The sequence below is a fragment of the Paenibacillus sp. J22R56 genome (assembly GCF_056269375.1).
In genome coordinates this window covers 232,001-246,292 of record NZ_JBWDNV010000011.1, presented here as the reverse complement: position 1 = coordinate 246,292, position 14,292 = coordinate 232,001, and the positions used below count along the sequence as shown (strand labels likewise).

The following is a 14,292-nucleotide window of genomic DNA, read 5'->3' as shown; positions in this document are numbered from 1 at the left end:
AAGTTTTATATGTAGGAACCCCTTCACAAAAGCGAACGCTTCGCTTCTACAGAATCATTTAAATGCTCCGTTTAACCTGGGAGGGGAAACAGAAAGAGGCCGTGCAGGTTTTTGATCCCTGCACGGCCTTCTTGTTAGAGCAGTTATTTTATTTAGATTGACTAGTAGCGATTTGAGCCTCTGCTACGCCGCCTTCTGAAGAGGAGCCTACAACTTTAGCTGGTTCTTCATGTGGTTTTACTTTACGGATGAAGAAGGCCAGAACGAGTGCTACAACAGCGAACCATGTTGCTACAACGAACGAGTGGTTGATACCAACAATCATCGCTTCCTGTGTAATATGACCCATCGCTACCTTGTCGGTAGGATCGACACCTTGCGATATAACCATGCTCTTCGCTTCGGAAGCCGTTTTGTTCGTCATCAGCGTTACCAGGAATGCTGTACCCAGGGCGCCTGCAACGTTACGAAGCGTCTGAGACATCGCCGAACCGTGAGCGTTCAAACGTTGCGGCAATTGGTTCATGCCGGCTGTTTGGATCGGCATCATCAGCATCGACATACCGAACATCCGCAATGTATACATTGTAATCAAAAAGCCATAAGTCGTATGATCCGTCAACTGACTGAATTCATAAGACGAGTACACGGTTATCACAAGACCAGTTACCGCCAGCCAGCGAGCACCGACCTTATCGAAGATCATACCGGTAATCGGAGACATAATCCCCATCAGGATTGCGCCCGGAAGCAGGAGCAGACCAGATTTAAGCGGAGTGAATCCCATGATGTTTTGCAGATAGATCGGCAGCAAAATCATACCCGAGAACATCGCCATCGTAATGATCACGTTAATGACAGTTGTCAGGGAATACATGCCGAACTTGAATACACGAATTTCAAGAATCGGTTTCTTAACAACCAATTGATACCATACAAAGGCAATCAGTGCGACAACCCCAATGCTCAGGCTTGTGTAAACCGTCGGACTATCCCAGCCGTCTGTACCTGCATCACTAAAGCCATACAGCAGACCGCCAAAGCCCAGTGTAGATAAAATAACGGCGAAGATATCCAGCTTGGATTTTGCAGTTTTCGTTACATTCATCATCGAAATTGCGCCATAGATCAAGCCGAATAACGAGATTGGCAATACAATATAGAACAACACACGCCAGTCATAATGCTCTACGACCCAGCCCGACAGTGTTGGTCCAACAGCTGGAGCGAAGATCATTGCGATCCCCATCATACCCATTGCCTTACCACGCTGTTCAATCGGGAAGATGGTCAAGAAGATGATGGACATTAGCGGCATCAGAATACCGGCGCCTGCCGCTTGTATAATACGACCTGTAAGAAGGACTTCAAAGCTTGGCGCCAAGGCGCTGACTATAGTACCTGCCGAAAATAAACTTGTTGCAACGATAAATAATGACCTTGTTGAGAACCGGCTGATCAAATATGCACTAATTGGAATAAGGACCCCGTTAACAAGCAAATAACCGGTTGATAACCATTGTACCGTATTGGCGCTGACTTCAAGGTCAGCCATAATACTTGGAAGCGCAACGTTCAACAACGTCTGGCTAAGCAGCGCAACAAAGGCTGCAATGAGTACCGATGCGACGATCGGGCCTCTTTTAAATGCTGCTACAGCATTACTCATAGGTCTTTCTCTCCTTTTGTAGATGTGTTGCATGCTAAATGCTATTTGTTATCCATATTCGCAAGCAGCTGAGTGAAAATCCTCTTCAGATGCTGAATATCCTCTACTGGCAGTGCATGAAAGAATGAGGAGAATGTTTCTTTCTGCGATTCAAGCAAATCGTCCACCATCGCCTTGCCCTTAGCGGTTAATGCAATGTACACGACTCGCCGATCATCATTGGCACGCTCACGGCTGATCCAGCCTTCAGCGACCAATTTATCGGCTATGCCTGTTATCGCGCCAGAGGTAAGTCCTAATACTTCGGCCATTTCAGATACTTTGCGCGAGCCTGATGTATGAAGGGTAAACAAAACTTTGAACTGCGTATAGTTCATACCGCTCATCGTTTTCCTGCTCCATTCATTGTTCACGTTCTTCAAGAATGTCCGGAACTGACCAAGAAAACCAATTAGTTCTTCATTGGCATTGCTCATTCCCTCTCTCCTTTCCATTCTGACTTGCCATGAATTGAAATAATACGTTAGCATTTAATATTTTAAAACTAAACAAATTATTAATAAAGCATTTACTACTATATATCTCTTTTGTGAATCAGTCAACGGGTTTTTTGGATAGAAAAAAAGACAGCTTTTAGACTGTCTTTTTCTTTAATAGCTTCTCCTTATTTGCTTTGGCTAACAGCAACTTGGCCTTCCACATTTACTTCTGTACCACCAGAAACTTCTTGCGGTGCCTTATTGGTTGTACGAAGTGGGATTTCTCTAATGAACCATACAAGGACAACGGCGATGAACAAAATGGCCGCACCTGTCAAAAACACTGTCGACAGCGAATTGCTAAGCGCATCACGAAGCAAGTCAATCATTTTATCAAATTGCACCTGCAGATCAGCCGTTAAGCCTTCACGAGTCGCTTTAAGAGCTGGTTGATCTGTCAGCATCTGAGGATTTGCAAACTGTGCAAATTTCTCCGCTGTAGCTGGATCAAGCTTCGACATATCTGCGCCTTCGCCAGACTTGGAAAGATCCGTCAGATTATGCTTCAGTGCTGAGGACAGGACGGTACCCATTACTGCGATACCAATTGTACCACCCAAGTTACGGAACAATTGCATGGTTGCTGTTGCTGCACCAAGTTCTGTGTGCGGTACCGCATTTTGAACCGTAAGCGAGAAGACCGGCATACCAAGGCCAAGACCAAGGCCAAAGATGATCATCGCCAGTACCGCCATTGGTACGTTGTTCATAAACGTCATAATCAGCATACCAACAAGCATAATCGGCAAGCCAATGACTGCAAAACGTTTGTACTTCCCTGTTCTCGAGATCAATTGACCACCAATCGCACTCGTAATAACCATACCAATCGACATTGGCATCGTTACATAACCAGCATGTGTTGGCGAGATACCAAGAACACCTTGTACGAAGAAGGACAGGTAGATCAGCGCCCCCATCATACCGAAGTTCATAATAAAGCCAATTACATTGGAGAGAGCTACTGTACCATTACGGAAAATATAAAGCGGAAGCACAGGGTTCTTCGCTTTCCGTTCAATAAGCAGGAAGATAATGAGCGACAAGACGGTTATGCCAAACAAGCCGATAACTTGAACAGAAGCCCATTCGTATTTGGATCCCGCCCATGTAAAAGCAAGCAGCAGTGGTACTAGAGTTGTTGTCAAGAAAATCGAACCCAGGTAGTCGATTGGCTGATGAGCTTTGCGCTCGGTTTTCGGGAATAACGTCAGAATCATAATGAATGCAATAACACCAAGCGGCAGGAAGATCCAGAATACCCAGTGCCAAGCCATATTGTCGATAATCCATCCACCAAGTGTTGGACCAATAACGCTGGAGAAGCCAAATACAGCCGTCATTATACCAGTCCATTTACCCCGTTCACGTGGAGGGAACAAGTCACCTACGGATGTGAAAGCTGTTGCCATAATAATACCGGCACCTACCCCTTGAATACCACGGAAGGTAATGAACTGATACACGTTGTCCGAAAGACCTGACGTAAATGCACCAACGATAAAAAATAAAATACCTGCCAAGATAAATGGCTTACGCCCATATATATCAGACAGCTTGCCGACTAGAATGGTGGCGATGGTGGAAGTCAGCATATAGATTGTGATCGTCCATGTATAAAGATCCATACCGCCTAATTGTGCGATAATGCGCGGCATTGCCGTACTTGTTATCGTTTGGTTAATAGCTGCAAAGAACATTGCGAACATGATAGCAATCATAATCGTCAGTTTTCTTTGTTTTGATAGATGTTCCATGATTTACTCTCTTCTCCTCTAAATCTATTTGTTGTCCATATTCGCAAGCAGCTCGGAGAAAATTCTTCTCAGGTGCTGAATATCTTCTTCCGGCAGTACATTAAAAAGGGAAGAAAAGGTCTCTTTCTGCGATTCAAGAATTTCATCAACCATTTCCTGACCTTTGGACGTTAAGGCAATGTACACCACTCTGCGGTCATTACTGGCCCGTTCCCTGCTAATCCATCCTTCTGCAACAAGCTTATCCGCGATTCCCGTAATTGCACCCGAAGTAAGCCCTAGAATATCTGCAATATCCGATACTTTGTGAGTGCCAGATGTATGAAGGGTGAATAGCAGCTTGAATTGCGTATAGTTCATGCCGCACATCGTATTCTTGCTCCAATCGCTGTTCACGTTTCTAAGAAACGTCCTGAACTGTCCGATAAAACCAATCAATTCTTCGCTTGTATTCGTCATTCCCTCTCTCTCCTTCCCACCCTGACCTCGCCTGTCGTCCAACCTTCAATTTAGTTAGTGCTTAATATTTTAAGAATAAATTAATTAGCAACAAAGTATTTACTACTATATAGCTTTTCATTCAATCAGTCAACGTTTGGATTCGAGAAGTTATTTCCTATTTATTCGAAAACCAAGCGTAAACGGCTTCGCCGTCCTTTGGAGGAAGAGCTTAGTTTCGCGTTGATTCTTATAATTAAAAAAAGCGCCCTTTCGGGCGCTTCAGACTGTCTGTATTTCCTAGGATTCCAGCCAGATTGTTTTTTCTGCTGCCGGTGTACGTTTCACGTCCGGCGGCGTCATATCGGGATAACCCATATAGACCATAGCAACAATCTGCTCATTCTCAGCAAGACCAAATGTGTCCTTCATAAGAGGATGGTACATTGGACCGCCGGAGCGCCAGATTGCACCAAGTCCGTTCGCATGTGCTGCAAGCAGCAGGTTTTGAACTGCTGTATGCGATGCTGCAATCTCCTCGACAAGCGTTGCCCGAGGATCATCCGATGGTGAGCAGACTACCGTAATAACAACAGGTGAACGGTATGCTTTCACCCGTTCCTTGCGCAGTCTTTCCTCCAGATCAGGGCTTTCTCCTGCTTCAAGTGAAGCAAGTGCTACACGTGCATAGCCTTCCCCAAGCTTCGCACGGCCTTCACCTGTCATAACGATAAACTTCCAAGGCTGAGTATTGTGATGGCTTGGCGCCCATGTCGCCGCTTCCAGCACCTTCTCAATCAGATTACGATCAACCGGGTCTTTCTTTACGCGTCCAATCGAACGTCTCGTTCGAATTGCTTCATCGATATGCATAGTTTCTCCTCCAATTAAACGTTATTCAAGTGTAAACTTTCTTATTTTTCGAAATAGCCGGCGTACTCTCCGTACCCTTCCTTCTCCAGGTCCGCTGCGGGAATAAACCGAAGTGAAGCGGAGTTAATGCAATAGCGGAGTCCATTTGGTCCAGGACCGTCATCAAACACATGTCCGAGATGGGAATCGCCTTCTTTGCTCCGCACTTCCGTACGGACCATGAAGTGACTTTTATCAAGTACTTCGTTAATAACCGATTCCTTCACCGGCTTTGTGAAGCTTGGCCAGCCGCAGCCGGAATCATATTTCTCACGGGAGGTAAACAGCGGCTCACCAGAGACGATATCGACATACAGTCCATCTTCCTTATGATCCCAATATTCCCCGGTAAAAGGACGCTCCGTTGCATTATTTTGCGTCACTTCATATTGAATTGGAGTAAGGCGGGAACGAAGATCGCCTTCTTCCTTCTTAATTGTCCAATGCTTATTAATGAAAGCATCTCGGCCAGATCCCTTGCGGTACATTTTATAACGGAATGGGTTCGTCCGATGATAGCCTTGATGATAGTCCTCCGCTGGATAAAACTCTTTCGCCGGCTCAATAATCGTTGCGACTGGCTTGTCGAATCTGCCGCTGGCATTCAGTGCAGCCTTGGACGCTTCCGCCTTCTCGCGTTGCTCTTCATTATAATAGAAGATAGCCGTCCGATAAGACTCTCCGCGGTCATGGAACTGGCCTCCTGCGTCGGTTGGATCAATCTGCCGCCAGTACACATCCAGCAGCTTGTCATAGGAATAGATCGATGGATCAAACGTAATATGAACGACTTCGGCATGGCCGGTTGTTTCCGAGCATACTTCCTCATAAGTAGGATTTTCTGTATGGCCTCCGGAATAACCCGATACAACAGACAAAATACCCGGTGTTTCTTCAAACGGTGATACCATGCACCAGAAGCATCCTCCTGCAAACATGGCTTGTTCTACAGCTGCAGTCATTTTGGCAACCTCCTTCAAGCTTAATCTCTCCTATTATAACGTATCCTTCAATTCCCACAAAATGATTGACACCTTAATTAGCAATCTTTGTTACAATGTAGTGACAGCCGCAACCTATCGGCATCGTTCGTGCGTCCAAAATGTTAGACTAGCTTTACTCTTATTTTTTGCAGTCCGTTCACTTCACTCTTCCTAATAAAAGAATGAGGTGAATGCCCTAATGAGCAATACTGCTTTAGATACAACAAGTGCTTCTTATGAGACGAAGCCGCGCAAAGCTGCCAAGCAGCGCTCCTTCGTTATCTTTGTATGTGTATGGATCGTCCTGATTGCTTCCGGCATAACCGGCGCCAAGCTATACAGCGAACATGTTCAGCAGCAGATTGCTGCCGATGTGGAACGCCAGACGGCAAGCCAAATTGCCGTTATGCAAAAGCAATACGAGGATCGCATCGCAAAACTCGAAACGGATTATAAAGCTGAACTTTCGCAATTGGATTCCAAGGTAGAAGCACTAAACGAGCTGCTTACCTTCTCCAAGGACAATGCTGATGTCAAAACTGACATCAGCAACAAGCTGTACAGCCAATTAAACGAAGTGAAGAAGAAGCTGAACGAACTGCAGAAAAACCTGGATGTGCTCAAATGACCCCATCCATTCGCATGATGAACCGAACGATGCTGCTCGCCTGCACACCATTTATTGCTATGCTTTTATGGCTGATGGTATCGAACATCTCGATTGTGCTTCCGGACAGTAGTTTTCCAAAGGCGAACTCTGAACAGCAGACAGATGCTGATGAGGCCCGTACGAAGTCACTTGCAGCTGGCCTCGATTCGGCTCATCAAACAGCTGTCCAGACAAGCGCCTCCATCAAGAAACAGCTGAAGCTGTACAACCAGACCAATGCCGATATGAAGCAAATCGTTAAGACAGCAACCGCTCAAGCGAGCCGCCCCCTGCTTGTGTACGATAGGATTATAACTAGCCGGCTTGGTTCTCCTTCAGGGACGATTAACTCGGACAAGCTGCGTGCGCAATTATACTACATAAAGGCTGACAACTTTCAAAGCTACGCATTAAAGATTAAATTGAAATCAAGCGATGCGATGAAAATGGTGCTGGGCAAAGATAAAGCAGGCGGCGCAGAGACGACACTTGCTGCTGTCCAGCGTTACGGCGCTGTCGCTGGCGTTAACGCTGGAGGCTTTGCCGATGGCGGGGGAAAACGTTATCCGCTCAGCACAACCATCGTTAACGGCAATTATGTAGATGGCTTCCAGCCAACACGTGCCGACTTGTTTTTCGTTGGCTTGAATGCGAGCAATAAGCTGGTCGGTGGCAAGTTCACTAATCAGCAGCAGCTCGACAGCTTGAATGTAAAGTTTGGCGCTTCATTCGTACCCGTGCTGCTCAAGAATGGCAGCCCTACTACCATTCCATCAAAGTGGCAGACCAGCCCGACGCGAGCACCACGAACCGTTATTGCCAACTATAAAGATGGGCAGCTGCTTATCCTTGTGGCCGATGGCCGCAACGAAGGCGGCAGCTCTGGCGCAACACTCGCTGAGATGCAGCTGTTATTGAAGCGATTCGGCGTAGTTGACGGATATAACCTAGACGGCGGCGGCTCCTCGTCGCTCATCTGGAACGGACGCGTTATTAATAAGCCGTCCGATGGGCAGCTTCGTAAGCTGCCTACGCACTTTTTGTTCTTTAAATAATTAGCCGCAAACAAACAACTCCAGGTTCAAGAAACCTGGAGTTGTTGTTTATCAGCAGCAAATTTGAACAAATCCAGGTTCATCGAAACCTGGATTTGTTTTGTTTGTCGGCATTAATTGTCGGCAAACCCTTGTTCATTTAAGACCTTGCGAGTGCCTTATGCGCCCTGATTCCCACCAATTCTCACCTAATAAGACACCCGTAGGGTCTTAATGCACCATCAAGCATCAACAAAACACCAGTTATCCTGTCATGTAAAGCAAATAAGACCCTGAGAAGGTCTTATCATAACTAACTCTACATAAATTACACGGGATAAGACCCTCTCAGGGTCTTATCTCCATAGCCCTGCCGATGGCCAGAAGCATTAGCATGAAAAGCATAATGTACTAAGTTGATGTTGTATTTTGTACAGTAGAAGTTAGGTGGAAGGAGTAAGAGAGGTGCATATGTTGTATTTCGTACAGTAGAATTCACTCAAATACGAGGTCCATGCTTCTAATAGGAAGATTACGTTGGATAGAATCCAATTTAATCTGTGCCTTATACGCTAGGCACTCTTGTTGATTGGATAGAATACAGGATAAGAGAGAATTAGCCAGCCGTTAGAAGCTACAAAAACCGCAACAAAAAAGCAGCGCCGGTCCAGCGCTGCTTTTTGTTTCTTCTATTATAATTATTCCGTTCCCATGATGACGTAGCGGCCGATAATTAGAATCGCCAGTATCCACATGAGCCAGTGAACTTTATACTTGCCTTTATTCGCTGCGTTAGCAACTGTCGCCAGAACAACATACGTTACGATACCAAACGAGATACCGTTAGCGATGCTGTACGTGAACGGCATAAGCGCCAGCGTCAGGAACGAAGGAATCGCATATACCATGTCGGAGAAGTCGATTTCTTTGACCGATTGAAGCATCAGTACACCAACGATAATCAGTGCTGCGTTAGTTGCTGCTGCAGGAACCAGTGCAACGACTGGCGATAAGAAGATCGAGAGCAAGAAGCAGATACCTGTTGTTACCGAAGTCAGACCTGTACGTCCGCCTTGCGCAACACCAGCGGAGCTTTCTACGAAAGCTGTTACTGTACTTGTACCAAGCAATGCACCGCCGCTTACCGCGAAGGCATCAACGAACATCGCTTTACCGATACGTTTTTTGCCCTCTTCAGGGTTTTTCATAAGACCGGCACGGTTAGCTGTACCAACCAGCGTACCGAATGTATCAAACAATTCAACGAACGTGAAGGTCAATACGACTGTGATGATCCCAACTTCAAACACGCCTGGGAAGTCAAAGTGGCCAATGTTCATTGTAGTGAAGTCTGGTGCCCAATTTTGATCTGTGAAAGTCTTCTTGACGTCAACTTGACCAAGGATGATCGAAAGAACAGTTGTACCAAGGATACCCCAGAGGATCGCGCCCGGTACACGCATAACCATCAGAATACCGATAATGAGCAGTGCAACCACTGTCATTACTACCGTTTCATTCGAGAAGCTGCCGATATGGATGACTGTCTCCGAACCGGAAACATCCGTATAAGCACCTGCTTTAATATCGCCAAAGGCTGTTACAGCAACCGTCATCAGACCGCTGCCTTTCAAGCCAACAATTGTAATAAACAAACCGATACCAACCGTAATTGCATGCTTCAAGCTGTCTGGAACAGCAGTAATCAGCATTTGACGAATTTGCGTCAGTGTCAGGATGATAAAGATAATACCCGAGATAAATACCGCTGTCAGACCCATTGCTACCGAGATTGGTTTATCCGTAGCCTGCGAAGCAATAACCGTCGAAGCGAAATATGCATTAAGACCCATACCAGGTGCCAGGGCAACCGGGAAGTTCACGAACAAGCCCATAGCAATTGTGAAAATACCTGCTGCAATCGCTGTTGCAAGGAATACTGCCGTCCAGTCAAGACCAGTTGGCGTCAGAATGATCGGGTTGACGGCTAGTATGTAAGCCATCGTCATAAACGTAGTTAGACCCGCCATAATTTCCGTTCTGAAGTTTGTACCATGTTCCTTAAACTTAAAGAAACGTTCCATTTTCCCATTAACCCCCCAAAAATGTGTACAAGCCAAGGTGAAACGGCTTCATGCAGCGCGTTTCAATCCGAAGAATTCTAGAGCTCTATCTTATTAAGATATAAGCCTTAGAATTGCAACAAAGCCTAGGAAAAGATGCGTATTCACGCATTTATCTCCTAGGCTCTGCAAAAAGGGGAAAAGTATACCGCGGACCGTGTCAATGTCATTAAGTTAAAATCATAGCTTAATGACATTGCGCGGCACTTTTCCACTCCTTTCGTAGCCTGATCATTTACGGTGATCTAGTAGAGACTCTCAAGCCAATTCTTGAGATTATACGAAAAGTTTATTATGTTGTTAGTTGTTGTTATCCGTAAATTAATATAATAAGTAACTTGCTCCTTGTCAACGATAATTTACGAACGTTCGTCTTTATTCACAAAGTTATCATTCGTCTTTTTCCGAAAAATTGGTAGTCCTTTGGTCCTGGTTTTGGAAGTTAGTTACATCTATATTCGATTAATGGATGATACAAAAAGAGCAGAAAAAGATGAAAAGCCGCAATCCTATTGGATTACGGCTTTTTGCAGCGGTATCTTCTACAGCTGTAATACGATTACTTAACCTTTAAAGAAGTGAGGCAAATACTTTTCGTTAGCTTCCAGCATTTCACCAAGTAAAGTTTTCGCAACAGAGACGCTAGGCACAAGCGGATGATGCACCATCGCCTGCAGGGCGATGCCCCGGTCGCCGGTAACAGCAGCTTCGATCGTCAGTGACTCATACGTTTTTACCGCGTGGAGCAGCCCTTTGATATGCTCTGGAACACGCTGCAGCGGAAGAGGCACCGGACCTTGCGTCGTTACGACACAGTTGACCTCGATGCTTGCATCTTCCGGCAGGAAGTCGATGATCCCGCCATTTCGCACGTTGAGCGTCTGGATGTCTCTTCGATCTGTGTAGAGAGAATGCATCAGATTAAGTGCCGCCTCGGAATAAAAGGCTCCGCCACGCTTTTCCAGCTGCTTGGGCTTCTCTTTCAGATTAACATCCTTATAGAGCTCGAACAGCTCCTCCTCTACCCTGCTTACGACATCAGCACGAGTACCATCCTTCTCAAGCGACTCTTTCATTTCGGCGAACATCGTATCCTTCATGTAGAAATACCGCAAATAGTAGGTCGGAAGGGCACCTAGCGAACGGAGGAAATCCGCATCCCAATCGAAGGCTGTGACATTCGTTGCCGAGTAATCCTTACCGCCGCCGATCATCTCCTGCAGCTTGTCTTCCCCGTTCACATAAGCTGCCGTAATCCAGTGGAGGTGATTGATGCCAACGAACTCCGGAAGAACTTCACGTTCGGTAACTCCGTATTGCTTCGCGAGAAACTTCTGGAAGTTAATCGGCGAATTACATAGACCAACCGTCTTCACCTTGCTGTGCTTCAGCACCGCTTCCGTCACAATACCCGCTGGATTCGTGAAGTTCAGCATCCAGGCATTGGGTGCAAGCTCCTCAATATCTCGGCATATATCCAGAATAACCGGAACCGTACGAAGCGCCTTCAGCATACCGCCCGGACCCGTCGTCTCTTGCCCGATCACACCATGCTTGATCGGAATATGTTCGTCACGGCGTCTTGCTTCAAGGAGTCCTACCCGCATCTGCGTTGTAACAAAGTTGGCTCCTGCAATGGCTTCACGCCGGTTAAATGTAAGATGAACATCGATTGGTAATCCAGCCTGTTCGACCATTCTTTTCGCTAATTGTCCCACAATCTCAAGCTTATGACGGCCTTCCTCAATATCAACGAGCCACAGCTCGCGAATAGGCATCTCGTTATATCGTTTAATGAATCCTTCGACCAGCTCTGGTGTATAGGAGGAGCCTCCGCCGATGACTGCGACCTTTAGACCTTGCTTTATAATTGATGACATCTGCCTCATGCCTCCTAAAAAGAATGATCACCCAGACAGTCATTAAGACAGTCCATGATGATTCTTACTTCGTAAGCGTTAACTTTAAAGAATGATCACCCAGACAGTCATTAAGACAGTCCATGATGATTCTTACTTCGTAAGCGTTAACTTTAAAGAATATTAAAAGGTTATCCGGCGTAATGCCGCATCCGTATCTTCTGAAATCTTGATTCCACAGCTGTCCATGGCACTCATGACTGCACCGATGACTGGATCGACGGTCAGCTTCACGATCTTGGCATGTGGTGCCGTACCAGCAACTGCTGCCCTAATCGCATTGATCATATGTGGTGAGCTGCCTTTCGCAAGTACACTTCCCGTCAGCACGATATCAAAGCTGTCCTGCTCCATGCCGAGCCTCCGGATCAAGGCATTCACGGCATTCCCATGCTCATCCCCTGCTTCCTCCAGCAGCCTTATCGCAACGTCATCACCAAGTAGTGCAGCTTTGAACATCGTTTTGGAGAGAGACTCTAACGGCTTTATACCATTAACCAATGCATCATCATACATCTCCTGAACGGATGAATACCCCATTTGCTCGGGCACAAGCTCGGTTAGAATGGATGGCTGCTCCCTTCCTTCCCAGCTTCGGATCGCACTTCGAAAAGCATGGATCGCCAGATCCGTACCAGACCCTTGACCGTCTCCGAATAGATAGCCAAATCCGCCATACTGCAGCTCTTCTCCCTTGGCGTTACGAGCCGCACTGTTAAAGCCCGTACCGCTAATTATCACAGCACCATAAGATTGATGAGTACCCGCACGCATACCAATCATCGTGTCGCAGGCAATATCATGACGAGGAAAATCAAGCGATGCGATCATCGGGCGGAGAATCGCATAATCTGGTTCCCGATCCGCACCTGCAAGGCCGAAGTAGGCAAAATCAATTTCGTCTTTTGACGCTCCAGCCTGTTGAAGTGCCTCAGAGCAAGCCCGGTCAATCTCGATCCGCGCTGCTTCGAAAGCCGTCTGATGATTGCCATTGCCGCCGTTTCCTCTGCCGAGCACTCGGCCATTCTCATCCGTAAGCAAAGCATGTGTCTTGCTTCCCCCGGCATCTATTCCAAGAAACAACATAATAGCCACGCTCCTGATGACATAGTCTTCTTATATCTATTAAGAGCATAAAAGAAAAAACACCGTTCCTCTACTGAGAAAGAACGATGTTCTGATACTATCTTACTGTTTTTAGTTAGTGATGTGGTCTGAGCTCGGAAGGCATTTTGCCGATATGCTGCTTGAACAGCCGGTTAAAGTTCGATAAATTACGGAATCCGCATTCCTCCGCTACCTCGATAATTTTCTTGTCTGTAGTTTCCAGCAGATTAACTGCGACCGATAAACGAAGCTGGATTAAATAATCCATCGGCGAAGTACCTACGGTCTGTACGAACAAGGCGCTAAATCGCGAGGGGCTGAGGTGAGCGGATGCTGCAAGCTCTTTTAAGGTCCAAGGATAAGCGATGTCCGCTTCGATCTGATTCAAGACCTCGCGGATGGTCTCCATCCCCCGGACATGAGAAGAACGGCGGTCCTTTTCCTTGGCAAAATACCGGTTCACGAAAGCCATGAACTGCACAAGCTGTGATCGTACGATCGCTTCATAATGAGGCTCCCGGCGCGAAAACTCGCTTCGCATCTCCTCAATCGATCCGCCAAGGCGGGTAAGCATCGGATGTCCACGGTCCAGCAGGTTATCGAAGCGCATGCCAATCTCACGAAACGGGATAAGGAGCTCCGTATCATAACGCTGCTCCAGCGCAAAATACGCAGGGTCAAACATGATCACGGTCATGATCAGCTCTTCGTTCTCAAAAGCACGATGCAGATCATTAGAGTTGATGAGGATAATATCGCCCTCCTGGAAATCGTACCGCATACCATTAATCAGATAATAGCCGCTTCCCCGGCTGATATAGTTAATCTCAAGAGTCGTATGCCAGTGCAGCCGCTGGAACTGCGGACTCACACCTTCCGTCTGAGAAATGACAATGGGGAATGTTGGCGGGAGAGCGATAAGATCTCGCGTCACGGGAGCGGTTGGGTTCACGGGCATACCTCCTGGATAGTAATTGTAGTTGGTTGTAGTATAGCACTGGCGTCTAATGGGGCGATAGAGCTGAGGGTTGATATCGATTCCAAAGATTTACCTCCCATTAACAAATCTACTGCCTATCCTAACATCCCCCTGATAATGGGCTTGTACACTCATAGTGCCCCTACTTCATCTTTGGGCAACACATTCATAGACTGGTGGTGC

12 protein-coding genes and 1 riboswitch are annotated in these 14,292 nt (G+C 46.5%); of the genes, 2 read left to right on the top strand and 10 right to left on the bottom strand.

Translation table 11 applies throughout. The annotated features are described in order from the left end of the window. Positions 1–148: 148 nt before the first annotated feature. The 6 genes from AC0YNT_RS25645 to msrB all read right to left on the bottom strand — a co-directional run bounded on the left by AC0YNT_RS25645 (position 149) and on the right by msrB (position 6,277). The gene (locus AC0YNT_RS25645; protein ID WP_475807150.1) at positions 149–1,669 is read right to left on the bottom strand and encodes a DHA2 family efflux MFS transporter permease subunit; all 1,521 of its coding nucleotides are present in this window, start codon (positions 1,667–1,669) and stop codon (positions 149–151) included. Between the two features lie 41 nt (positions 1,670–1,710). Then, positions 1,711–2,145, bottom strand: a complete 435-nt coding sequence (locus AC0YNT_RS25640; RefSeq protein WP_167278802.1) for a MarR family winged helix-turn-helix transcriptional regulator — start codon at positions 2,143–2,145, stop codon at positions 1,711–1,713. Between the two features lie 188 nt (positions 2,146–2,333). Next, on the bottom strand, positions 2,334–3,965 hold the full coding sequence (locus AC0YNT_RS25635) for an MDR family MFS transporter (RefSeq protein ID WP_475807149.1): 1,632 nt from the start codon (positions 3,963–3,965) through the stop codon (positions 2,334–2,336). Between the two features lie 24 nt (positions 3,966–3,989). After that, complete coding sequence (locus tag AC0YNT_RS25630) at positions 3,990–4,424, bottom strand: MarR family winged helix-turn-helix transcriptional regulator (protein ID WP_475807148.1); 435 nt, start codon at positions 4,422–4,424, stop codon at positions 3,990–3,992. Between the two features lie 279 nt (positions 4,425–4,703). Beyond that, the gene (locus AC0YNT_RS25625; RefSeq protein ID WP_475807147.1) at positions 4,704–5,276 is read right to left on the bottom strand and encodes a nitroreductase family protein; all 573 of its coding nucleotides are present in this window, start codon (positions 5,274–5,276) and stop codon (positions 4,704–4,706) included. A gap of 41 nt (positions 5,277–5,317) precedes the next feature. Continuing rightward, positions 5,318–6,277 (bottom strand): peptide-methionine (R)-S-oxide reductase MsrB, encoded by a 960-nt coding sequence (gene msrB / locus AC0YNT_RS25620; RefSeq protein WP_475807146.1) that lies wholly within the window; start codon positions 6,275–6,277, stop codon positions 5,318–5,320. A gap of 220 nt (positions 6,278–6,497) precedes the next feature. Between msrB and AC0YNT_RS25615 the strand changes: the two genes are divergently transcribed. Beyond that, the gene (locus AC0YNT_RS25615; RefSeq protein ID WP_475807145.1) at positions 6,498–6,926 is read left to right on the top strand and encodes a hypothetical protein; all 429 of its coding nucleotides are present in this window, start codon (positions 6,498–6,500) and stop codon (positions 6,924–6,926) included. Then, complete coding sequence (locus AC0YNT_RS25610; protein WP_475807144.1) at positions 6,923–8,002, top strand: phosphodiester glycosidase family protein; 1,080 nt, start codon at positions 6,923–6,925, stop codon at positions 8,000–8,002. The genes AC0YNT_RS25615 and AC0YNT_RS25610 overlap by 4 nt, the downstream gene beginning before the upstream one ends. 677 nt (positions 8,003–8,679) lie before the next feature. On the opposite strand, the gene AC0YNT_RS25605 is transcribed toward AC0YNT_RS25610, so the two are convergent. The 4 genes from AC0YNT_RS25605 to AC0YNT_RS25590 form a co-directional block, all read right to left on the bottom strand. Further along, positions 8,680–10,065: an NCS2 family permease gene (locus AC0YNT_RS25605; RefSeq protein ID WP_167278795.1), complete on the bottom strand. Its 1,386-nt coding sequence runs from the start codon at positions 10,063–10,065 to the stop codon at positions 8,680–8,682. Positions 10,066–10,307: 242 nt separating this feature from the next. Then, a riboswitch (purine riboswitch) is annotated at positions 10,308–10,408 on the bottom strand. A 259-nt stretch (positions 10,409–10,667) separates the two neighbouring features. Then, complete coding sequence (locus AC0YNT_RS25600; protein WP_475807143.1) at positions 10,668–11,984, bottom strand: 6-phospho-beta-glucosidase; 1,317 nt, start codon at positions 11,982–11,984, stop codon at positions 10,668–10,670. Positions 11,985–12,146: 162 nt separating this feature from the next. After that, a complete protein-coding gene (locus AC0YNT_RS25595; protein ID WP_475807241.1) occupies positions 12,147–13,112 on the bottom strand; it encodes an N-acetylglucosamine kinase in 966 nt (321 codons plus the stop codon). A gap of 112 nt (positions 13,113–13,224) precedes the next feature. Then, positions 13,225–14,082 carry an AraC family transcriptional regulator gene (locus AC0YNT_RS25590; protein ID WP_475807142.1) on the bottom strand — a complete coding sequence of 286 codons (858 nt, stop codon included), beginning with the start codon at positions 14,080–14,082 and terminating at the stop codon, positions 13,225–13,227. Between the last annotated feature and the right edge of the window lie 210 nt (positions 14,083–14,292).